Here is a 22,868-nt window from a genome sequence, read left to right as displayed (position 1 = left end):
GGTATTATTAATTAATTAATCATGCTTTTGGATTATACTCCACCTTGTTCATGTATCCTCTTTTCTTGAAGAAAAATCCAGCTGCAACACCGAAAACGAATCCACCGATGTGTGCCCACCAAGCGACACCTGATGATTGTGCCGTTTCAGGACCCATATTTGAAAACCCAGAAATTACTTGTTGAATTATCCAAAATCCTAAAAAGAGAAATGCCGAGACATAAAAGATTTTAATAAAAAAAAGTACTTTGATTCGAGACTTTGGAAAAAGTACAATATATGCGCCCAATACTGCGGAAATCGCTCCACTTGCTCCTACGCTTGGTATATTAGAATCGATATTAAAAAGGATGTGCCCAGCACTTGCAAATAATCCACCTAAAAGATAAAAGAGTAAGAAATTCGCATTTCCAATAACAGCTTCTATATTATCTGCGAAAACCCAGAGAAAGATCATGTTACCTATGATGTGCATCAGACCACTGTGCAGAAACATACTAGAGAAAAGACTAAAATAATTATCACCGTTAAGGACAACCTTAGGAATGGATCCAAAAGTGAAAAAGAATTGTCTTAATTCATCACCGTCCATCGTTAACTGAAAGATGAATACAATTAAATTGACGACAATAAAGCCATAACTGAAAATAGGTGGGTGCCCACCTTTTACGTTTTCATCACCTATTGGAAAAATCATAGATGTAATTTATTAAATTTTATGATATTTACATTAATGTATAAAAAGTGGAAAATTTATAGTTTGGTGGTCTTGTGTTCTTTGCTAATGACTAGAACGTTATCAGCACAGGATAAATTTACGTTTCCTCAGACTTCAGACATTGGTCTAAACATTACAAATGTTCTTACCAGTTTTATCGGCAATTCTAATAGCAATGCAAGTATAGAAACCTTCCCATTTGTAGCAAAAGTTAATCGGAAAAAAGGTGCACTTCGTATCGGTGTTGGTTTTAACTTAAAGAATTCGGATGAAACATTGACAGATGTAGAACAAGTCATATTTAACAATTTTCAAGTTCGGGCAAGAGTTGGGTATGAAAGGAAGAAGTACCTGGGGAATCGATTTGGTTTTTTTTATGGGATTGACTTGGTTTCATCTATGAATAACGAAGAAAGTACTTTTAGTAATGATATAGATATAACCAATCTTTCTTCGAATACAATAGGTGTCGGAGGAGGTCCAGTCTATGGGTTCGAATATTATATTAACAAGTACATTTATTTAGGAACAGAAGGGAATTTTTATGGTATTTATAATATAAAGACAGAAAAGGAAACTTTTAAATTTAGCCCTGAAAACAATGCAACTCGACAGACCTCTGAATTTCAGGCGAATATTTCAGTTCCGATCCATTTATATATCATGGTTAGATTTTAAACAATGAAGAAACTAGTCATCTATATCGCAATGTTTATTTTTTCATCATCTGTGTTTTCCCAGAGTGATGATGACTCGTCTGAGTTAATAACTGAGTTTGGAATGAATATGACGGGACTTGTAAATCAATTGGTCCCATTTAAACAAATTACAAATAAAACGGGCCCTTATGCTGCGACCATGAAATTTATTAAGGATAAGAATGCTTTTCGAATGGGTATCGGAATGCACATACTGTCAGACGATGATTTTAATAATAGTGGGACCGATATTTTAAATGTTAATATCCGGCTGGGTTTCGAACGGAGAAATGAAGTAAATGAAAAGTTTATTTTTTATCAAACCTTTGATTTAATGCTAATGGCTGGAAATTTTAATTCTCCCATTAATGACTTCACGGATACAGAGAATGCAGGAGCGGGGATCGGTTTGGGTCTGGGAATAGAATATTTAATTTTTGAAAATTTGAGTTTGAGCACCGAAGGAATTGGCTTTGTGGGAGTTGTAGGAGGTACATCTAGCATATTTAATGCAACAATTATTCCCCCTATTTCTATTTTTTTAAATTATAAATTCTAATTTAGTTAAAATAAATCTCCAGTTACACGTTATAACTATAGATTTAAAAGATGATGACTATGGAAAAATTTAAGTTTACAAGCTTTGTGATCATAACTCTGGCATTGGTACTCACCAGTTGTCAGAAAGATATTCAGGTTTATAAAAAGGATATCCAGTTAAATCTTCCTACCGAAAACCTTGATTACATAAACGCTAATTATGCAAGTTCATTAAGTGAATCCTCTCGACAAGTTCCACAACTTTTAAGAAATAGCGGCGTAACCAATGAAGGTGCTAAGCTAGGGAGAGTCCTATTCTATGACACGCAACTTTCATTGAATAATAGAGTTTCATGTGCTTCTTGTCATGATCAAAAAAGTGCTTTCGCAGATAATAAGGCCTTAAGTGTAGGTTTCGAAAATAAAGTAACGCCAAGAAATAGTATGGCAATCGTTAATCCTGTGGTGAATAATAGCTTATTCTGGGATTCTCGTTCTAATAGTATAGAAAACCTTATTAGAGAACCAATCCAGAACCATATCGAAATGGGAATGGAGAGTATGGAACAACTCGTTAAAAAATTAAATTCAGTTGAATATTATAAACCTTTAGTGGAAGAAGCTTTTCAAGCAGAAGAGTTTACGGAACAACTTGTTGTAGAAGCATTGTCACAGTTTTTGAGGTCAATGGTTTCCATGGATTCAAAGTTTGATAAAGGATCTGAAAGTGGCTTTTCTAATTATTCTGAACTAGAATTGAGAGGAAAAGATATCTTTTTCAGCGACCATGCGAAATGTTCTACTTGTCACAAAGGAATAAACTTTAGTGCGCCAGACGGAAACGGTGGTGGATCTTCTATTAGTAATAGTTTTATCAATCAACAAGACAACTCATTTGGGAATAGTGAATATGCTGGACCTGAGATCATGGGTACTGCTAATATCGGATTAGATATCGTTTATGCTGATAACGGATTCAGTAATGGTCAATTCAAAATTCCAACGTTAAGAAATATAGGTCTAACTGGACCATACATGCACGATGGTAGATTCGAGACCTTAGAGGAGGTGGTCGATCACTACAGTGATAATATGAAGTTACATCAGAATCTAGATGACAAATTCGTACAGGGAGATCAAGTTAGATTGTTAAAGTTTGATCAGAATGATAAAGCTGCTTTGGTCGCATTTCTGAACACTTTAAGCGATGAAGACTTTGTACAAGCAGAGAGATTTTCGGATCCATTTGTTAGATAAAAATCTAACGCAACCCAAATCATTAAAATAGTAATTGCGACATAAATAAACTTTTAAAGAACCAAAAAATTATTGAAAAACTTTTGCCTTTTAACACCATGAAAGATGTATAGTTCACTTAAATTAATGCGGTAATATATTTGCTAAGACAGCTTATTTAAAGATTAAGTAGCATCAATGCTACGGGCTACTGTGTACGCGCACAAGTTTAAGAGGGGAGTGAATATCACAAGTTCTCAGATTAACATATTCTATGATGTTGTAAAGGATTGTAAAGCCATTGCGCTGGACAAAAGGGTATACTAATATCAAACACTTTGTAACACATATATATGGAAAAAATCTACACTACATTAAGGACGTCATTATTTATCCTGAGCCTATCCTTTATTTCAATAACATTAATAGGGGCGGACTCCTTTGCAAATGGAATTATCTCTGGAAAAATAACAGATGCAAGTACTGGTGAGTCTCTAGCATTTGCGAATGTTTCTCTTGATTCGACCTCTATTGGAACGACTACGGATCTAGAAGGAAACTATACTTTATTTGCACCTGAAGGTAATTATACATTAGTCGTTTCCTATCTGGGTTATACAGATGTCAGACAAGAAATCCAAATTCAAGATGGAGAAAAAATTACGATAGATGTTGAATTAACTTTCGGCACACTACTCGAGGCGGTAACGATTTCAGCTCAAGCAAGTGGGCAGATATCTGCGATCAATGAGCAGCTAGCTTCTAATAAGATTGTGAATGTTATCTCCGCAGAAAAAATGGAAGAACTACCGGATGCTAATGCTGCGGAATCTATCGGAAGACTTCCAGGGATATCGGTTTCCCGTTCTTCAGGAGAAGCTAACAAGGTAATTGTAAGAGGACTTTCACCGAAATATAGTAATGTTAGTATAGAAGGGATAAAAATGCCTTCGACGAATGATTATGATAGAAGTGTGGATTTGAATCTTATTCAAGGTGAAATGCTTTCAGGAGTAGAAGTATCTAAAAGTCTTAGAGCAGATATGGATGCAGATGCAATCGGTGGAACGATTAATCTTAAACTCAGAAGTGCATCCGAAGGTCTGAAATTTAATACCAATGTGGAAGGAGGCTATAATTTCCTAGGTTCTTCCTTTAATAATTACAAAGTGGTAGGAGCGGTAAGTAATCGTTTCTTCAAAAACAAAATAGGTGCAAGATTGCAATTGACCTCAGAGACGAAGCAGCTGCCATCTCACAGATTCGGTGGTAGTTATAGTGGAGCCATTCTTTCTCAAGTGCTAGATTCAGAAGGTAATCTTACAGGGGAAGAGTCATATAAATTCAGAACTCTCGGTGCAACATTAACTGATCAGAATACCCAAAGGTCTAGAAATGGAGCGACGCTAGTACTGGATTATGATTCTGACTTCTTCGAAGTGAAATATTTTTCATTGTACAATAGAAAAATTGATGAAAGCACGAATAGAACGAACAGCTTTACTTTCACAAGTCCTAATGAGCCTTATCGTCAGAATGTAGGAGAGTATAGAAATAATACAAACTTTACCATTAACTCACTTCAGACGAAGTATAAGTTTCTAGGTACGAATCTTAATCTTACACTATCAACTAGCATTGCGAATAGTACTTCTCCAAGCACAAGCTTTGATTTCTTGCAATTAGATGATGGTGCTGATCCAATCAATCAGGATTATTTAATCTTTAGACACCCAGCTGAAGTATTAAATAGTTTTCAGAATATTGATGTTAATTCTACCTATTTCCAAGGTGCTTCATTAAGCACCTCTACATTAAAAGACATTAATAGAGATATTCTTTTAAACTATGAAATCCCATTTGAATTAAATAAGAATTTTTCTGGAGTGATCACTGTCGGTGGAAAGTATCACTTACTAACAAGAGATAGTGGACAAGATGAAGACTTTGTAGATTATCAATATGGAATCGGAAGGTCTAGGAAAGAAGCATTAATAGCGCTTTATCCTTGGATTGAAACTAACCTTGGTGCTCAGCGTGGTTTAGAAGCTATAAACTTTCTAGATCCTAATTATGATCCAGGTGTTTTTCTTGATGGAAGATATAACTTAGGATGGTCAGCGGATATCAATATGTTGTCTGAAATGCATAAAGACTTCAAGGACAACAGTGAAAAATCCTTTCAGAAAGGTGGCTATAGTAATTTCTACAAGGATTATACAAATAGAGAAGAGTCCTATGCAGGTTTTGCAATGGTTGAATTTAATCTATGGAAGAAGCTTATGATTTTACCTGGATTGAGGTATGAAAGAGAAGCAACAAGTTATCAATCCTATCTGCTTTTCACCCAAAGTGGTAGTGTAAGTGGAATAAAAGGTGTTCCTAGGCCAACATCTGCAGATCGGATGAATGAGTTTCTATTCCCTTCATTGAATATGAAGTATAAAATTAACGATTGGAGTTTTCTACAGGCTGCAGCTTATAGAAGTACGTCCAGACCTGATTTCAGAAGGCTTTCTCCATTGGTTATTATTCCAGAGTACTCTACATCAGCGTTTACCTCAGGAAATCCATACCTGAAACCTTCGACAGCTTATAACTACGATCTTGGATTGGCAGTATATGGTAATAAAATTGGTCTTTTCACAGTGAATGCATTTTATAAAGAAGTAACAGGATTCATCTTTACAATGAACAACTACTTCCCATTAAGGAATGATAGAATCATTAACGCTCCAAGTACATTCTTAGATGGTTTACCGGGAGAGGAACTTTATCCATATGATGAACTAGAGCCGGTAGCAAGAACAAATATTGCTTTTAACAATTTAGAGAAGTCTTCTTATAAGGGAATAGAGGTTTCATGGCAAACGAATTTCTGGTACTTGTCTAATTTCCTTAAAGGTTTCGTCCTTGATGTGAATGCAACATTCTTAACGTCAAGTACTCATTATCCATACTTTGACGAAGCCGTAGTTGGTGTAGATTCGTCAGGTTTTTTCCCAAAGGACATTATTGGTTTCGAATACAAGACTAGAGAAGGAAGGTTCGCTGACCAACCGAACAAGATCGTCAATGTAATTCTAGGTTATGACATCAAAGGATTCAGCTCAAGGTTATCTTTTAGATACCAGGAAAGATCGATCACAGGAATCGATACTCGACTGGCCTTAAGTGAGTCATACTATGATGACTTCGTTTTAGTCGATTTAAGCTTGAAACAGAATATAACAGAAAGACTTTCCATTTATGCTAATGCTACAAATATTCTAAATCACATCGATGATTATTTCGTAGAATACATAGATCAAGATCCACTACCTACAAGTAGTGAACAATATGGTAGAAGAATCCAATTTGGGTTACGATATAATTATTAAAAGTTTACTTATTAACAACAAAATCTTTATAACATGAAACAAGTTTTTACATTACTTTTATTTATGCTTCTGAGCGGATTCGCCTGGTCGCAAGACACCCTAGATATCGCTTCTGGGCCAGAAAACGCTGGTCTGCTTGAAACGACTATCAACAATGATATAGACGCGGATACGCTTCGATTAAATCCTAATCGAGTATATAGATTAATGCCTGGTTTCCACTTTCAGAAATCTGCCATTAATGTGGATAACCCAGATGGTACCATCACAATTGTAGGAGCAAAAGGAGGCAAAAAACCTGTTATTATTCCGATTACTACAGCTGATATCGGACCATCTAATAGCATTATTAACAGTAATCTTACTATAGATAATGTGCACATCCAAAACATGAATGACCAAGGCGGTATTACACAATTTACGTTCGAATTGCAAGGTTTGAATAGAAAATTAAAAGTGTCTAATTCTCTTTTTGAATTTGCTGAATTTGGTTTTTTCTTCGCGAATGCGGTAACTGATGGTTTAGTTATAGAGATGAGAAACAACTACTTCAGAAACATGTTCTGGGAAAACCAATGGTGGGCTTACAGAGTAGTAGAAGCTAAAGTTCCTATCGATAGCTTAACATTCGAAAACAATACGGTTGTAGGTAGTGGAATGGCAATTCTACAGCAAGAAGCAATGTGTAAATATGCTTTGTTTAATCACAACTCATTTATCAACAATGTTGCTCACGTTATCTTGAATAACTACTACTTAGAAGCTTATTTTACGAACAACTTATTTTATAACAATCAATTGAAAGGTGAGGATACAAATCTTATTGCACTTGAGCCAGATAACATTCCTACTTGTATTGTTGGATTAGATACCATAGAGGCATCTATTTTGGTTCCAGCTTGGGCAAGAGTAGATGAAAACACATTGACGGATGAAGTTTCTGATATCAACAACTATAAAATCTACACTGCAGATAACATCTACTTTAATCAAGATGAATTAGGGGCGTATTACAATGGTGGATTTAATGATATAGGAGACTATCCTGTTTCTTACATCACGTGGAGTGGAGCAGACGGCCCACACAAAGTAAATGTTCCGACACCATGGATGAATGAAAGAGCAATTGCATTTTATGCTAATTATGATAACATCGTAGAAGAAAACAACATCCTTGGAACAGACCCTGAATTAGCTACCGAAGCAATGTCAGCTGATGATGTAGAGCAATTTGCAATATGGAATAGACTACAATATGCTGTAGCGGAAGAAACGAGAACTCCTGATATGAGCGGATTCTACTTCGGTGATACTGACCCTTTAACTGTTCCTGGTGAAAAGACAGAAGATGGAGATGGTATTGTGAACTTTTATGACTTGAATGAGAATTTCCAGATAGGATCTTCTTTTGTATCAAAAACGGATGGTCATACCATCGGAGCGTTACACTGGAGTGATGAAATAGATAATTTCGACCCTGCTGCTTCTAGAGCAGCAATCGAAAGTAGATATGCTGATGCAGTATTAGGAATCTCTTCTGTTGAAAACTCTAAATTGGGAGAAGCTCAGCCAGAATTAGCTCAGAATACTCCGAATCCATTTGATGTTGCAACGAATGTTGAGTTCAACCTTGTTAAAACTTCGAATGTGAAGCTTACACTTTCTGACCTTAATGGTAGATTGATCCATACTTTTGTGAATCAAAAATTAAGTGCAGGAACGCACGTATATTCTTTAGAGAATACGAACCTTGCTTCAGGTATATACTTATACACATTAGAAGCTGGAGATTTCAAGCAAACAAAGAAAATGGTAGTTAGATAAGAGCTGTTGGATAATTCCTTCAGTAGTTAAACAGGCCACCTCTTATGTAATGTAAGGGGTGGTTTTTTTTATGTCAATTTTTTCTATTGCATATTAATGTGAAGCATTTTAGGATGCTTGCACGATACAAGTATTATCTCGCAGAGCCGCTGAGGTCGCAGAGAATTTTTTGGATTTAGGTTAAGAAATGAAAATCACCTTGATATGGAAGTTGGTAGAAGCTAGAAAGGAGGTAAGTTCTTCACTTATAACTTTGCGTGCTTAGCGCCTCTGCGAGACACTTTTCTTTTATTGGTAAGTAAGTAAAGTCCATTACATAAAAATAGCCTTCTGTTTGCAGAAGGCTATCGAATTTTGGTAATAAAGATTGAGTTTTACCCCTAGTTAAAGAGGATTCTCTTACATCTTTGGTTCTCCCTCATAATAATGGATAATCGAGAGTATATCTTTGTCAAACTTTAACGATGGGTCAAGCTCGAATAATTTATTGTGCATTTCGAAGTTGTCGATTAAGGCTTCATCAAGTATAACTAAAGCTTCCTTTTTACGACCGATTAAACTAAGACAAACTGCTCTACAGTAAAGCAACTCTGGTCCTACAGCGTCTAGTTCTGCATTGTCCAAAACGTCTAATGCATCATCTATTCTATCTAACTTTACGAGTAAACTTGCATATTGGTACCACAAGTGTTCTTGCTCAGGTGCAATTTCTGTTGCCATCTCATAATAGATAACCGCGTTCGCATTGTCTCCTAATTGAACATAGGCTTGAGCTAAACTTTCATAGTATTCTTCTCTATCAGACTCTAAGTTGATCGCCTTGTTAAATGCACTTATAGCTGAATGCAATGATTTTTCCTTAAGATAACATTGACCTAAATAAAAATAAATTTCGTCATTGTATGTATCAAGTCTCAATGCTGAAAACAAATTCGCTTTTGCCGAGAGTAAATTTTCTAACTTCAAGTGGCATTGTGCGATCTGAAGTAAGATTTCACTGTCCGGTCCGAAGTAACTATTCGCCTCTTCGAAAATCGTAAGCGCCTTAGAATAATTGCATACCTGAACACAGATATCAGCACAATCTAAATAAGCTAATTCAAAATTTTTATTGATGATAAAGCTGTATTCCATTGCTGAAATAGCTTTTTCATATTCTCCTGTACAAGCAAATGCATGTCCTAAATTATACCACGCTAAGAAATTATAAGGATTGTTTTCTAATAAAGCTTGGTGATATTCTATACTTTCTTCGAAATTCTTAGCAAGATCTACGCAAATGAAAATTCGCTCTAATGCTACGGAATGATCTGGAGATAACTTGATGATCTCTTTCAAGGTCAAAAACATTTTCTTGTATTGTTTTGACTTCTCGTAGATATGCGATTCACAAATGTAAATTTCGATCAATTCAGCATTCCCAGCGTATAACTTAATGGGTTCAAGCATCTTTAATCCTTTCTCTCCGCCGATACATCTCGCTTTCAGAATAATGATTTCATTTTCAAAAGGAGAAATATTTTCTGCTTTCTCTATAATTTCTAGGGCTTTGGATATCTTTTGGTCTCTGATTAAAAGCTTAGCTTTCGTGATATAAAATTCAGCTCTGTACTGAAACTGGTCTAATGCCATGTTCACGACTTCTAATGCCTTATCGATAAGGCATTCATCTTCGTAGTAGTTGATCAGCTGATAATACGTCTTCTCGTCAAGGTAAGTCAGATTCCCAGTTTCTGACATGGCCTCAAACTCAGTGACAAGATGTATCAGTCTATGGTCTCGTTTCGTTCTATGTTCCATTGTTCTCTTCTGCTGGATTATAATTTAACAGGTGGTAAATATAAATAAAAATGCAACCAAGAAAATTTATTAACTACATTTTTTATCCACATTTACATATCTAGTCCGATTCTGATAAGCATCTGAAAATCAATCTATTAAACTTTAGTTAAATGTCTTTTTCGTAAAATATCCGACCTTAATTGTTTATAAGCCACATACCTATACATTACGATTTAACTTAAGTGTTTCGTGGAAAAGTTTTTCTAATTGCAAAAAAGAGACCTGTAAGAATGAAAATTCCTGCGATGACTTTTGTTGTTGTTAATTGGTCTTTCGAAAATGAGATAGAAAGAATGGTGGTTAGAAATGGTTGCAGATATAAATACAATCCTGCAATAACAGGACTTAAAATCTTAATCGCATATGCATTCAGTGCATAGGTGCAAAAGGTAGCAAATAGGATTACATAGCATAATCCGAACCAAGCATATCCTGAGAATCCTTGCCAATTGATTTCCTTCAGTTCAGGAAAGGATATTAATAAAATAGCAGGTGAAGCAAATGTAAATACCCATTTTATAACTGTTAATGGATGGTACTTTTTTAGCATTGGCTTTATAAGCACAAGGTAGAGACCATAGACGATTGCGTTCAAGAAAACTAGTGAATTTCCGAAAATGTAGTCTTTGTGCAATTCAAACTTTCCCTTAGCGGAGAGCAGTATGGCTGTTCCGATTCCAGCTAGAAGCAAACCGATGATTTTGCTTGTTGTTAATTTTTCTTTTAGGATGAAAACTGAAAAAATGGCGACGATGATTGGTGTTGTACTGATGATCAGAGATGCATTAATCGTAGGTGTTTTTTCTAGACCAATCAGAAAGGTATACATCGCGAGAACAATTCCGATTGCCGAACATAAAATAAAGTATGGAATGTCCTTTCGTTGAATCTTTTCTTTAATGAAAATACTGTGAAATATCCAGAAAAGAATGCCAGCACCGAATACTCTAAAGAAGACGAGTGCTACTGGAGGAATAAAATTCCCAACCATCACATCTTGAGCAACGATGAAGTTTCCACTATAGAAAATGGCGACACCGATTAGGGCAAGATGCGCTTTTAACGTTTTAATTGTAAATGTTTTTGGGCTAGTTGGCACTTAATTCAGCTTTCTACGTTAATTTAGTATCTAATAAATAATAATGATGGAAAAGGCTCCTTTCTCCGGTTTAAGTCGGCAAGATATTGTAGAATCATTAAATAATGAATCATTTGATCTTTTAATCATTGGTGGTGGTGTAACAGGTTGCGGGATTGCACTTGATGCTGCTAGTAGAGGATTAAAAGTAGGACTGGTGGAAAAGAAAGATTTTGCATCTGGAACAAGTTCGAAATCGACCAAGCTAATTCATGGAGGATTGCGCTACTTGAAGCAGTTCGATGTTGGTTTAGTTCGAGAAACAGGCCAAGAGCGAGCAGTATTGAACAAACTTGCTCCGCATTTGGCATTGCCAGAGAAGATGTTGTTGCCTATTGTAGAAGATGGGACTTTCGGAAAATATTCAGCATCCTTCGGACTTTGGGTATATGATTTTTTAGCTGGAGTTTCAGGGAAGGATAAGCGGGTGATGTTGACTAAGGAAGAAGCGCTAGAAAAAGAGCCATTATTAGATGAGAAAATTCTAAAGTCAGCAGGTTATTATGCAGAATACCGAACAGATGATGCAAGACTTACTATCGAGTTGATAAAGAAAGCGGTGAGTTTTGGAGCTGTAGCATTGAATTATTGTGAAGTTGTTGACTTTATAGAAGAAGATGTGATTCAAGGCGTTATTGCCAAGGATCGACTGAACGGAGAAACATATCATATTAAAGCAAGTAAAGTTGTTTCAGCGGCTGGCCCTTGGGTGGATACCTTGCGAAAAATGAATGAATCACTGAAAGGTAAGAGGTTGCACTTGACGAAGGGTGTTCACTTAGTTTTTCCACATGAGAAATTACCACTAAACCATTCTGTATACTTCGATGTGCCTGACGGACGCATGATATTTGCGATTCCTAGAGGCCGAGCAACTTATGTGGGAACTACGGATACGAATTATACTGGAGATCTGAATCGAATTGTTGCGACTAAGGCGGATCGTGAATATCTTATAAATGCTGTCAATGGAGCGTTTCCCGATGTTAATCTTACAGAGGATGATGTAGAATCTAACTGGTCAGGATTGAGACCACTTATTCATGAGGACGGAAAGTCACCTTCTGAACTTTCTCGAAAAGACGAAATTTTTCAGTCGGAAAATGGTCTGATTTCTATAGCCGGAGGAAAGTTGACTGGATATCGAAAAATGGCGGAGAAGGTGATAGATCTAATTGCTGATTTGCTGAAAGATGAAAAAGGTATTGAGTTTTCAGATGCTAAAACAAAAACGATCGGATTAACGAATGCTCCATTTAAGTCCAATAAAGAAGTTACTGATTATATTAAAAAGCTCTCTGATGAGTTCGTGTCGGAAGGAATCAATCCTTACTATGCCTGGTATATTGTCACCAATTATGGCAAGGATTGCCTTGATATAATCAATGAAGCCAAAGGAGAGAATGGAACCATTTCAGAGCAAGAACTGATTTTTGCGGAGGTGAATCATTGTATTACAAAAGAGCAGACCATGACCGTAGAGGACTTCTTCGTAAGGCGCACGGGAAGGTTATATTTTAATATTAAAAGTGTTATTGACTATAAAGAGGAGGTTGTGAAATTAATGGCAGAGAAATATGCGTGGTCGGAAGAGAGGGTTGCCCAAGAGACAGAGAATATCAACATGCTCATTCAGGACGCGACGACTTATTATGATGAAGAGTTTAGCTAAAAAAATCTTTCTTGCTTATTTTATTTTTACGGTCTTGTATTTTCTGTTTTCCTATGTCTTTTTTGAACCTAGCTCATCGAATGCGAAGAACATAATTGCGGCGATCTTAACTTCGTTGGGAGACTTGTTGTATTGGTTGACGGTAATAGCGATTTATATAATTTCAATGTTAGTATCTTCGATTATAGGCATGATTGTTTTTCGAAACAACCGATCAGGTTTCATTGCGTTCAGAGCAATTGCGATTGGTTCTGGTATTTTATCGATTATTTGGGTTGTAGCATCTTATTTTTAAGGTCAATGGAAAGGCCTGATTAAGATGGCTTAAATCTGCAAGAGATGAATTAAAATTTAAGATCCTATCAAGAGGGTTCTACTATAGGTTTTTGAGCGTCAAAAAAAATAGCATGAGAAAAGGAAAATTCTCATGCCATTTAATTCTAATTATTTCTATATTATCCAAAGATGAATTGTGAAAACCTAAAAGCTACTTTTCTATACTTTTAGCACCAATTTCCCTTTCTTATCTCCAGAAAACAACTTCAAGAATATTTCCCTGAAATTCTCAATTCCTTCGAAAACGGTTTCTTTTGGTTTGATTTTTCCTTCAGCAACCCATTGTCCCATCTGACTTAGGCCTTCTTGATATCTTTTAGCATAATCAATGATTATAAAGCCTTCCATTCGGGCACGATTAACCAATAAAGACAAGTAATTTGCTGGACCTTTTGGTTTTTCAGTAGCATTGTACTGACTAATTGCTCCACAGATTACTACTCTTGCGTTCTTATTTATCGCTGTTAATGCTGCATCTAGAATCTCTCCTCCCACATTATCAAAATAAACATCTACACCATCAGGACAGTATTCATGTATTTTATGAACGACTTTTTCGTTCTTGTAATCTATCGCGTGATCGAAACCTAGTTCATCCACTAAGTATGCACATTTCTCTGCTCCTCCAGCGATACCAACTACTTTACAATTCTTAATTTTCGCAATTTGACCAACAACACTTCCCACTGCTCCAGCTGCACCAGAAACCAATACTGTTTCTCCTTCTTTAAGTGCTCCTACTTCTAGTAAACCAAAATAAGCTGTTAGGCCGGGCATTCCTATGGTTCCAGTATATGTTTCAAGCGGCGCTAAATTAGGATCAACTTTATAGAAACCTCTTCCATCTGTTGCGGTATACTCTTGAACTCCACCAGTTCCACAAACGAAATCTCCTTTTTTGAATTTATCATTTTTGGATTCAACTACTTCTCCTACAGTCAATGCTCGCATTACATCATCTATCTGCACAGGGGGAAGATAAGACTTCGCATCATTCATCCATCCTCTCATCGCTGGATCAAGGGAAATATATTTATTTTTAACTAAAATTTCGTTTTCACCTATTGTCGGCGTTTCTGTTTCAATTAATTCCCAAGTATTTTCATCCGGCAATCCGTGAGGTCTATTTCTTAATATCTGTTGTTTATTCATTTGTTATTTCTGTTTTTAATTGAGATCATTAAAACACGGTTTTAACTTTATTGTTTTGCATATCGCTTCTTAATCTATTTGAAAATATTGATGTTGCACTTTTTGCGATAACACCAATTGATTTGATGGTCTGACATGCAGTCAGGCTATCAATATCATGGTTAGTAAAATGCAAGCTACAAAATCGGCAAATAGCCATTCACCAAAAAACTTCATAGCCTCGCTACATACAAGACCATGAAGATTTTTTCTTGCCTTCCCAATCTTAACAGTAAAATAACAACGACTTTGTTATTTTCCCCCGTTTAATAGTTCTATGTTTGCGGGCTTTTTAAAAATGAAGAAAATATGGAGACTGGATTTTCAATATTATCGACAGCATTAGTTTTAACATTTATTCTGGATCCGTTCGGAAATGTTCCATTATTGCTAACGATTCTTAAAGATATAGATCGTAAGAAACACAGACGCATTATCATACGAGAAATGCTCATAGGGCTTGTAATTTTGTTATTATTCCTTTTTGCAGGACGTGGATTTCTAAACTTATTTCATCTAGAAACATCATCTGTTTCTATAGCTGGTGGATTGATCTTTTTAATCATAGCGCTTAAGTTGATATTTCCAGCCGCAGACGGGAGCAGTATTTTTGCATCTACTGGCGAGCCATTTATTGTTCCGATTGCCATGCCTATGGTCGCCGGCCCATCTGCTTTAGCTACTTTAATGGTTATGGCGAATAATCATGAAGGACACTTGAGTGGGTTGTTTTTCGCTGTCCTAATTGCTTGGGCAATCACTGCAACAATTTTACTATCCTCTCCTTTGTTTTTTAGATTACTACGAAAGAAAGGGTTGGTCGCATTAGAGAAATTAATGGGAATGTTGCTTCTTATCATGGCTGTCCAGATGTTGCTAGATGGAATCAGTGAATACATTAATACTTTTATAAGTAGTTTATAAGCTTAAGGAACAGTGGTTCTACATTAACAATTTCATAGAATCACCTGAAGTAGTCTATCCGCTTACAAGCGGAAGCCTATGAATATTGTGGATTCGAAGCATAAGGTATGCAGAGAATTAGCAATGTTACATAACCTGCTTCGAATCAGGTGTCGCACCTACGGAGCTTATAGATTATCGTGTTTTATGAGCTACAAAGATGATGTACCTACGGCACATTATTACCATCAGGTTAAATAGTCTTTGTGATCAGAGTTTGATCTCACAGCCGAACCACATTGATAGGCTCAACTGAAAGTGAGACGATCAGTGGTTCTACACCATACAATTTCATAGAATCTCCTGAAGTAGTCTATCCGCTTACCAGCGGAAACCAATGAATATTGTGGATTCGAAGCATGATGCATGATACAAGGTACAGCGTACCGACATTGTTTGTAACTTGTCCTACAAAGTGAAATCAAGGTACAGCGTACCGGCATTGTTAAGTTTAAAGTATGATTTTTAATTCACACCACATTGATAGGCTCAACTGGAGGTGAGACGATCAGTGGTTCTACATGAACAATTTCATAGTAACTTATAGCGACAATCCTCCATCCAGCGTTAAACATTGACCTGTCATATAGGAAGACTTATCAGATGCCAACCATATCGCTGCATCCGCAATTTCGGAAGCTTCTCCATACCTGCGGAAAGGGATAAGGTTTTTTAATCCGTCCTCTAGTTCTGGTTTGAACTTGAACATTTTATCCAGCAAAGCCGAATGCGAATATCCTGGACAGATCGCATTGATTCTAATTTTCTTTCGACCATATTCCATCGCTGCCGACTTGGTCATGCCCACCACTGCAAACTTGGAAGCTGCATAACTAATATTATTAGGAGAAGCCTTGAGACCTGCTAATGATGCAACATTGATGATGTTTCCTTGACCTTGCTTGAGCATTTGAATAAGCGCAGCCTTCATGCCATAAAACACTCCTGTTTGGTTCACCGCAATCACATCATCCCAATCCTTAAAAGAATACTCCGCTACGGGTACTAAATTTCGTGGCCCAATTCCAGCATTATTTATCATCACATCCACACTACCAAATTGACCTACAGCTAAATTTATAAGACCTTCCACTTGCTCATAATTAGAAACATCTACTCTCGAGGTAATGACATTTTCACCAAGTGTATTTTTCACTTTCTCTAGACCAGTTTCATTGATGTCAGCGAGTACAAGTTGATAACCTTCTTCTGCAAATGCATTAGCCATAGCAAGGCCTAAGCCAGATGCCGCGCCAGTAATTACAGCTGTTTTCTTAGTATTCTCCATTCTAATCAGTTAAAATAAGTTTTCAATTTTCTTTTTCTCGATCGCTTGCAAAGCCATCATACACAACCCTTCAGATGCCGCTTCTAATCCTGCAAACTTCGGATCGGTGGTTAATCCTTTTTTATATCTGTAGTAGATTTGCTGTGCAATAACGGCAATCTTGAACAAGCCATATACGTAGTAAAAAATGATATGGTCAATTTCCCTGCCTGACCTGCGAGCGTATTCTGAGACCAATTCTGATCGAGATAAGTTACCAGGATACACCGTAGAAGATGGGAGCCCTTTCTGTAAAAATTCAGGATCCGATGCCATTGTCCAGTAACCTAAGGTCGTTCCAAGATCCATTAACGGATCGCCGATTGTGGCCATTTCCCAATCTAATACTGCTGCCACCTCACTCCAAGTATCATCCTTGAAAATGACGTTATCGAAACGGAAATCATTGTGAATCAAACAGTGTTCTTCAGATTCTACTTGATTTGCAGCCATCCAATCCATAACGACAGCTGCTGCTTTCACTTCTTTGGTTTTAGCAGCGATATATTGCTTGGACCAATTCCGTACTTGTCTTTCTACATATCCTATAGGACGAGCGAAATCTTCTAGTCCAACTTCTTTGTAATCGAGCGCATGAAGTTCTACAAACGTATCCAGCCATTTATCAGATATTTCACCATAACTTTCTGGAACTAACTTTTCGTTACGAACAATTACACCATTCACTTTCTCCATTATATAAAATGGAACACCTAGCAATTCAGATTCATCGAAGAAGTAAACTTTCGGGATTTTCTTAAAATGTCCTTGAAGTGCATTGAGGACTTTATACTCGCGTCCCATATCGTGGCCTCGCTTTACCGCTCCGAATGGTGGTCGTCTGAGAACATATTCTTTCTGATCAGTGGTAATGAGGTAGGTAAGATTAGAATAGCCACTTGAAAATTGTTGTAGGTCAATGTTAGAATTCACATCGTCGAGGAGATTCGCCTTCTGTAAGATTTCTCGAAGTTTCGACTCTGGTATTTCTTCACCTTTAAGTACTGTTCTTATTTCGCCCATTTCTTGATGATGCTTTTTCCTAATTGATACATATGCACTTCATCAGGACCGTCCGCTAGTCGGAGCATCCGTGCTGCTGCAAAATAATGTGCCATCGGGAAATCTTGACTTAGTCCCATTCCTCCATGAATCTGCATGGCTCGATCGATCACTTTTAGTGCCATTTTCGGAGCCACAATTTTAATCATTGCGATCTGATCTTTAGCGGCCTTATTTCCTTCACGATCCATCTTGTCCGCTGCCGATAAACATAGTAATCTTGCTTGGTCTATTTCACATTTAGAAAGAGCAATTTCTTGCCTGATACTACTATATTCTATGAATACTTTTCCGAAAGTACTTCTTTCCGTGGCACGTTTCGCCATTAATTCAAGGCTTCTTTGGGCCATTCCGATTAATCGCATACAATGGTGAATTCTCCCTGGTCCCAGTCTTCCCTGTGCAATCTCAAAACCCCGTCCTTCTCCTAGCAATAAGTTGGCAGCTGGAACTCGAACGTTTTCTAATATTATTTCTCCATGTCCTTCAGGAGAATCATTGTAGCCGAAGACAGTTAGTGGGCGCTTGATTTCTAGGCCTTTAGTATTCATAGGGACAATGATCATGGATTGCTGAACGTGACGTGCAGCACTAGGATCGGTTTTCCCCATGATAATGGCAACTTCGGAATTGGGGTGTAATGCCCCAGAAGACCATACTTTATGACCATTGATAACATAATGGTCTCCATCTTTCACGATGGATGTTTCTATATTCGTAGCATCTGAAGAAGCGACTTGTGGTTCCGTCATCAGAAATGATGATCGAATTTCTCCTTTCATCAATGGCTTTAACCATTTCTCTTGTTGTTCTTTAGTCCCATATTTAGCAAATACTTCCATGTTTCCAGTATCAGGTGCAGAGCAATTGAATACTTCTGAAGACCAGAGCACGCGTCCCATCATTTCCGCTAGTGGTGCATATTCTAGATTCGTAAGACCTGGACTCAATTCACCATAACTCGCTGGAAGAAATAAATTCCACAGCCCTTGCTTCCTAGCTTCTGCTTTTAAGGCATCTAATCCTGGCCATTGTTGCCAATCATTAGCATGTTCGTGATGAAACTGAGCGACCTGACTTTCGACAGGATAGATATGTTCATCCATGAAAGCTTGAAGCTTTGCCTGGTATTTTTTTACTTTTTCACTGTGTTCGAAATCCATGAATAGTTAAAAGTTTATAGATTAGAGGTTAAAGGGTTAAGCATAAATTTCACAAGTAGAAATCAAATGTGATCAACCTGCAATCAAATATCCGCCATCGGCTGTGTAGACTCCGCCCGTCATGTAAGAACCATCATCTGAGGCCAATAACAAGGCGATTCCTGTCATTTCTTCTGGTTGAGCCATTCTACCACTTGGAATAGATCGCTCTAATTTTCCAAGAAGCTTTTCATTTTCCCATAAGGCCTGACTGAATTTAGTTTTTACCAAGCCAGGGCAGATGACGTTACTTCTGACATTGTGTTTTCCCCATTCTTTCGCTTGATTCTTCGTCAACATGATTACTGCCGCCTTACTGGTAGAATATAACCCTAAGCCAAAGCCAGGGTGAATACCTTCCACCGAACTAATATTAATAATCGATCCACTTCCATTTTTAATCATATGAGGAAGTACAAGATTTGACAACGACCAAACCGCCTTTACATTGACATTCATAATCTTATCAAAGGCTGCTTCATCGCCATCTTCAATCGGTCCGAAAATCGGATTAATTGCTGCGTTATTCACCAAAATATCAATCTTGCCGTACTTCTCTATGGTCTGATCAACTAAGGATTTTCTTTGTTCCAGATCTCCTACATGACAAGCAATGCCCGCCGATTCATAACCTCTAGATGCTAATCCTGCTGCAACAACATCACATGCGTCTTGCTTTCTACTGCTAATTACTACTTTTGCTCCCTGCTCACAGAATTTTTCTGCAATGGCTAGACCAATTCCTTTACTAGAGCCAGTAATGATGGCAACTTTATCTTTTAAACTCATATGATTACTTCCTTTTCAGTTTTTAATGTCAACATTGCTGGATCCATAATGATATCCTTCAATCCCGCTGTAGCTTTAACCTCGTAGTGGAAGAAAAACTTCATCGTGTGAATTTTACTTTCTAGAAATTCATCAGAATAAACACCTGATCCTTTCATTTCAGTTGCCTTAATACCCATTTTTAGCCACTGCCATGCCACTACTACAGTAGAAAAATACTCCATAAATAGGGATGCGTCGGCTAAGTAGGTATTGAATTTACCCTTGCTCGAAAATTGACCTAAATACTCCATAATATCGACGATATCTTTAAGTCGTCTCCCGAGCTGATCCGCATAGGGTGCGAAATCATCTATTTTTCTAGCGACAGACAGTGTTTTACTGATTTCCTGTGCCAATAATTGAGGCGCTTTGCCTTCATTCATCGTCATTTTTCTACCGAGAAGATCTATGGATTGAATACCAGTTGTTCCTTCATAAAGCGTGAAAATTCTGATGTCTCTATAATATTGCTGAAGAATGTATTCAGAGCAGAATCCATAACCACCTAGGACCTGAAGGCCATCAGAAACGGCATCAATTCCTTTTTCTGACGGATAGGTTTTCGCCATCGGAGTCAACAATTCTAATAGTAGATGATATTTCTTTTTTTCTTCCGGATCATTACTTGCAGTGATGCGATCATGGTAGTATGCACTTTGCAATACGAGACTCATTGCACCTTCACTAATTGCTTTCTGGCGAAGCATCAATCGTCGAACATCGGGATGATTGATGATAAGCGTTTGCTCTTGTGATGGATCTTTTTTTCCTGTATCTGTAACTTTTCTACCTTGACTTCTTTCATTGGCATATTTAAGAGATGCTTCATATGCAGCCATAGCAATTGCAGCAGCACCTCGGCCTACTGCAATTCTCGCACCGTTCATCATCTTAAACATTTGCTTCAAACCTTGATTAGTTTCTCCCACTAATTCACCGACACAATGGTCTTTTTCTCCGAAAATCAGGTGTGTGGTACAGTAGCCTTTCTGACCCATTTTAAGGAATTCTCCTGCTGTTATGACATCATTCGAGGAACCATCTGGGCTAAACTTAGGAACAGTGAAAAGAGAAATACCTTTCGTTCCAGCTGGAGCTCCGTCTATTCTAGCTAATAACAAGTGAATTACATTTTCAGTATGTTCATGATCTCCACCTGAAATAAATATTTTCTGCCCTTTTATTAAATACGTACCATCTTCCTGAGGTGTCGCAGACGTCGTGATATCCGAAAGTGATGATCCAGCTTGAGGTTCTGTCAGGCACATGGTCCCAGCATATTGCCCAGTCATCATGTGCTCAGCGTACTTCTGAATCAGATCATCCGATCCGAATTCAAGAATTAACTCTAGAGATCCAAGCGTCAAACCTGCATAACCAGGCATGGAATTGTTGGCCGCATCCATGATGGCTGTTGCGACGGTATGAACTGACAAAGGAATTTGTAATCCGCCGTGATCATTAGATAAAGTTGCTGCAATAACACCCAAGTCTGCTGCTTCAGAAAACATCTTAGCAACTTGTGGATGCGTAATGATTTTTCCATTTTTAAAATGAGCAGGGTTTTCATCCATCTCTTGGAAGTAAGGGAATAGTTCTTTTTCCGAAAAATCTGTGATAGAATCTAGGAACATTCCTAGTCCTTCTTTATCGTGGTCACCGAAGTATTCGGATTCCAACAATTGCTCTGCATTAAGCACGTCGAATAATTGGAATTTTAGTGTATCTGTATTTATAAATGTTGCCATGTTCGTGTTTTTAAGTGAAATGTTGCGATTACATGCCGAAAATACGAATTAAGGGATAGAATTTGACTCTAAGTCAATATATAAATTGAGTTTACAGTGTTTTTTTTAAACAATACTCACAACCGCCTTCCCTTTTACTTTTCTTTCCATCATATCCACCAGCGCTTGAGGACCCTCTTCTAAGGAATAAATTTTATGAATGTGTGGTTTTAGAATTCCTTTTGTGAAGAGCTGAAGCAAATCCATCGTGTTCTGCATATTTTTCTTAGGATTCCTTTGTGCAAAACTACCCCAGAATACACCTACGATGGAACAACCTTTTAGCAAAGCAAGATTCAATGGAATTTTCGGAATACTTCCTGCTGCGAATCCCACCACCAGATGTCTTCCTTTCCATGCAATTGCCCTTAATGCCTGTTCTGAAAAATCACCGCCTACAGGATCATAAATCACATCGACTCCTTTTCCATTGGTCAATTCTTTCACCTTTTCTTTCAGATTAACTTCCGTGTAATTAATGAATTCATCTGCACCATGCTTCTCGCAAAGCGCTAATTTTTCAGCGGTAGATGCTGCTGCGATTACATGTGCACCCAGGTGTTTTCCGATTTCAACAGCACTAAGCCCTACACCTCCAGAAGCACCGAGAACAAGGAGTGTTTCTCCTTCTTTTAATTCTGCACGATCCACTAAAGCATGATAAGAAGTACCGTAAGCAATCATAAAAGAGGCAGCATTCACCATCGGCATTCCTGGGGGCTTCGGGAAAGTAACACTCGCTTTCGCAACTGCTTTCTCTGCCATGCCTCCGTAAGTAGTCATCGCAATGACTGTATCACCCACCTTTAAATGTTTCACAGCTGAACCTACAGCTTCTACCACTCCAGCTATGTCACCACTCGGCGAGAATGGGAATTCAGGCTTGAACTGATAAAGCCCCTGTATGATCAGCGTATCTGGAAAATTAATTCCGCAAGCGTGTACTTTGATGAGGATTTCATCGTCTGCTGGAATAGGATCTGGAACATCTTTGAATTCAAGATTAGAAGGAGGGCCGAAGGATGAACAAACAATTGCTTTCATAAAATTGGATTAAAATTCAATTTGCTCAAGATAAAATAAATAATATTAACCGTGATCTAGGTTTTACGTCAGAATTT

17 protein-coding genes are annotated in these 22,868 nt (G+C 37.5%); 7 read left to right on the top strand and 10 right to left on the bottom strand.

Annotated features, from left to right (window positions below; genetic code table 11):
* Window positions 1-19 precede the first annotated feature (19 nt).
* On the bottom strand, window positions 20-697 hold the full coding sequence (locus L2586_RS09825) for a rhomboid family intramembrane serine protease (RefSeq protein ID WP_235292716.1): 678 nt from the start codon (window positions 695-697) through the stop codon (window positions 20-22).
* A 21-nt stretch (window positions 698-718) separates the two neighbouring features.
* Here L2586_RS09825 and L2586_RS09820 point away from each other — a divergent pair, with 21 nt between their 5' ends.
* From L2586_RS09820 to L2586_RS09800, 5 genes are all read left to right on the top strand, one after another.
* Window positions 719-1,396 carry a hypothetical protein gene (locus L2586_RS09820; RefSeq protein ID WP_235292715.1) on the top strand — a complete coding sequence of 226 codons (678 nt, stop codon included), beginning with the start codon at window positions 719-721 and terminating at the stop codon, window positions 1,394-1,396.
* 3 nt (window positions 1,397-1,399) lie between these two features.
* Window positions 1,400-1,975, top strand: coding sequence for a hypothetical protein (locus tag L2586_RS09815; protein WP_235292714.1), 576 nt, complete (start codon window positions 1,400-1,402; stop codon window positions 1,973-1,975).
* A 59-nt stretch (window positions 1,976-2,034) separates the two neighbouring features.
* Entirely contained in the window at window positions 2,035-3,213 is a 1,179-nt protein-coding gene (locus tag L2586_RS09810; protein ID WP_235292713.1) for a cytochrome-c peroxidase, read from the top strand.
* Between the two features lie 332 nt (window positions 3,214-3,545).
* Window positions 3,546-6,572 (top strand): TonB-dependent receptor, encoded by a 3,027-nt coding sequence (locus L2586_RS09805; RefSeq protein ID WP_235292712.1) that lies wholly within the window; start codon window positions 3,546-3,548, stop codon window positions 6,570-6,572.
* 33 nt (window positions 6,573-6,605) lie between these two features.
* A complete protein-coding gene (locus tag L2586_RS09800; protein WP_235292711.1) occupies window positions 6,606-8,396 on the top strand; it encodes a T9SS type A sorting domain-containing protein in 1,791 nt (596 codons plus the stop codon).
* Window positions 8,397-8,795: 399 nt separating this feature from the next.
* Here L2586_RS09800 and L2586_RS09795 read toward each other — a convergent pair whose 3' ends face one another.
* Window positions 8,796-10,196 (bottom strand): tetratricopeptide repeat protein, encoded by a 1,401-nt coding sequence (locus L2586_RS09795; protein ID WP_235292710.1) that lies wholly within the window; start codon window positions 10,194-10,196, stop codon window positions 8,796-8,798.
* Between the two features lie 220 nt (window positions 10,197-10,416).
* Entirely contained in the window at window positions 10,417-11,337 is a 921-nt protein-coding gene (locus L2586_RS24650; RefSeq protein WP_235292709.1) for a DMT family transporter, read from the bottom strand.
* 43 nt (window positions 11,338-11,380) lie between these two features.
* On the opposite strand from L2586_RS24650, the gene L2586_RS09785 reads away from it, so the two are divergent.
* Window positions 11,381-13,048 (top strand): glycerol-3-phosphate dehydrogenase/oxidase, encoded by a 1,668-nt coding sequence (locus L2586_RS09785; protein WP_235292708.1) that lies wholly within the window; start codon window positions 11,381-11,383, stop codon window positions 13,046-13,048.
* Window positions 13,049-13,543: 495 nt separating this feature from the next.
* Here the strand turns inward: L2586_RS09785 and L2586_RS09780 are convergent, their stop codons facing one another.
* Window positions 13,544-14,536, bottom strand: coding sequence for an NADP-dependent oxidoreductase (locus tag L2586_RS09780; RefSeq protein WP_235292707.1), 993 nt, complete (start codon window positions 14,534-14,536; stop codon window positions 13,544-13,546).
* A 348-nt stretch (window positions 14,537-14,884) separates the two neighbouring features.
* Here L2586_RS09780 and L2586_RS09775 point away from each other — a divergent pair, with 348 nt between their 5' ends.
* Window positions 14,885-15,499, top strand: coding sequence for a MarC family protein (locus L2586_RS09775; protein ID WP_235292706.1), 615 nt, complete (start codon window positions 14,885-14,887; stop codon window positions 15,497-15,499).
* Between the two features lie 580 nt (window positions 15,500-16,079).
* On the opposite strand, the gene L2586_RS09770 is transcribed toward L2586_RS09775, so the two are convergent.
* The 6 genes from L2586_RS09770 to L2586_RS09745 form a co-directional block, all read right to left on the bottom strand.
* A complete protein-coding gene (locus L2586_RS09770; RefSeq protein ID WP_235292705.1) occupies window positions 16,080-16,826 on the bottom strand; it encodes an SDR family NAD(P)-dependent oxidoreductase in 747 nt (248 codons plus the stop codon).
* Between the two features lie 9 nt (window positions 16,827-16,835).
* A complete protein-coding gene (locus L2586_RS09765; RefSeq protein WP_235292704.1) occupies window positions 16,836-17,888 on the bottom strand; it encodes a phosphotransferase family protein in 1,053 nt (350 codons plus the stop codon).
* On the bottom strand, window positions 17,876-19,090 hold the full coding sequence (locus L2586_RS09760; protein WP_235292703.1) for an acyl-CoA dehydrogenase family protein: 1,215 nt from the start codon (window positions 19,088-19,090) through the stop codon (window positions 17,876-17,878). Before L2586_RS09760 ends, L2586_RS09765 begins: the two co-directional genes overlap by 13 nt.
* Before the next feature lie 72 nt (window positions 19,091-19,162).
* Window positions 19,163-19,918 (bottom strand): SDR family NAD(P)-dependent oxidoreductase, encoded by a 756-nt coding sequence (locus tag L2586_RS09755; RefSeq protein ID WP_235292702.1) that lies wholly within the window; start codon window positions 19,916-19,918, stop codon window positions 19,163-19,165.
* Window positions 19,915-21,708 carry an acyl-CoA dehydrogenase gene (locus tag L2586_RS09750; RefSeq protein ID WP_235292701.1) on the bottom strand — a complete coding sequence of 598 codons (1,794 nt, stop codon included), beginning with the start codon at window positions 21,706-21,708 and terminating at the stop codon, window positions 19,915-19,917. The genes L2586_RS09755 and L2586_RS09750 overlap by 4 nt, the downstream gene beginning before the upstream one ends.
* 105 nt (window positions 21,709-21,813) lie before the next feature.
* On the bottom strand, window positions 21,814-22,791 hold the full coding sequence (locus L2586_RS09745) for an NADPH:quinone oxidoreductase family protein (RefSeq protein WP_235292700.1): 978 nt from the start codon (window positions 22,789-22,791) through the stop codon (window positions 21,814-21,816).
* Between the last annotated feature and the right edge of the window lie 77 nt (window positions 22,792-22,868).

The sequence above is a fragment of the Portibacter lacus genome (assembly GCF_021533215.1).
Lineage (GTDB): Bacteria > Bacteroidota > Bacteroidia > Chitinophagales > Saprospiraceae > Portibacter > Portibacter lacus.
This window is presented reverse-complemented; position numbering and strand designations above follow the sequence as displayed.

Excerpts from the sequence above, each read along its gene's own strand:
- L2586_RS09810 (WP_235292713.1), top strand. The coding sequence starts at position 2,035 with ATGGAAAAATTTAAGTTTACAAGCTTTGTGATCATAACTCTGGCATTG.
- L2586_RS09825 (WP_235292716.1), bottom strand. The coding sequence starts at position 697 with ATGATTTTTCCAATAGGTGATGAAAACGTAAAAGGTGGGCACCCACCT.
- L2586_RS09780 (WP_235292707.1), bottom strand. The coding sequence starts at position 14,536 with ATGAATAAACAACAGATATTAAGAAATAGACCTCACGGATTGCCGGAT.
- L2586_RS09760 (WP_235292703.1), bottom strand. The coding sequence starts at position 19,090 with ATGGATTTCGAACACAGTGAAAAAGTAAAAAAATACCAGGCAAAGCTT.
- L2586_RS09805 (WP_235292712.1), top strand. The coding sequence starts at position 3,546 with ATGGAAAAAATCTACACTACATTAAGGACGTCATTATTTATCCTGAGC.
- L2586_RS09755 (WP_235292702.1), bottom strand. The coding sequence starts at position 19,918 with ATGAGTTTAAAAGATAAAGTTGCCATCATTACTGGCTCTAGTAAAGGA.
- L2586_RS09785 (WP_235292708.1), top strand. The coding sequence starts at position 11,381 with ATGATGGAAAAGGCTCCTTTCTCCGGTTTAAGTCGGCAAGATATTGTA.
- L2586_RS09745 (WP_235292700.1), bottom strand. The coding sequence starts at position 22,791 with ATGAAAGCAATTGTTTGTTCATCCTTCGGCCCTCCTTCTAATCTTGAA.
- L2586_RS09765 (WP_235292704.1), bottom strand. The coding sequence starts at position 17,888 with ATGGGCGAAATAAGAACAGTACTTAAAGGTGAAGAAATACCAGAGTCG.
- L2586_RS09795 (WP_235292710.1), bottom strand. The coding sequence starts at position 10,196 with ATGGAACATAGAACGAAACGAGACCATAGACTGATACATCTTGTCACT.
- L2586_RS09770 (WP_235292705.1), bottom strand. The coding sequence starts at position 16,826 with ATGGAGAATACTAAGAAAACAGCTGTAATTACTGGCGCGGCATCTGGC.
- L2586_RS09820 (WP_235292715.1), top strand. The coding sequence starts at position 719 with ATGATATTTACATTAATGTATAAAAAGTGGAAAATTTATAGTTTGGTG.
- L2586_RS09775 (WP_235292706.1), top strand. The coding sequence starts at position 14,885 with ATGGAGACTGGATTTTCAATATTATCGACAGCATTAGTTTTAACATTT.
- L2586_RS09815 (WP_235292714.1), top strand. The coding sequence starts at position 1,400 with ATGAAGAAACTAGTCATCTATATCGCAATGTTTATTTTTTCATCATCT.
- L2586_RS09750 (WP_235292701.1), bottom strand. The coding sequence starts at position 21,708 with ATGGCAACATTTATAAATACAGATACACTAAAATTCCAATTATTCGAC.
- L2586_RS09800 (WP_235292711.1), top strand. The coding sequence starts at position 6,606 with ATGAAACAAGTTTTTACATTACTTTTATTTATGCTTCTGAGCGGATTC.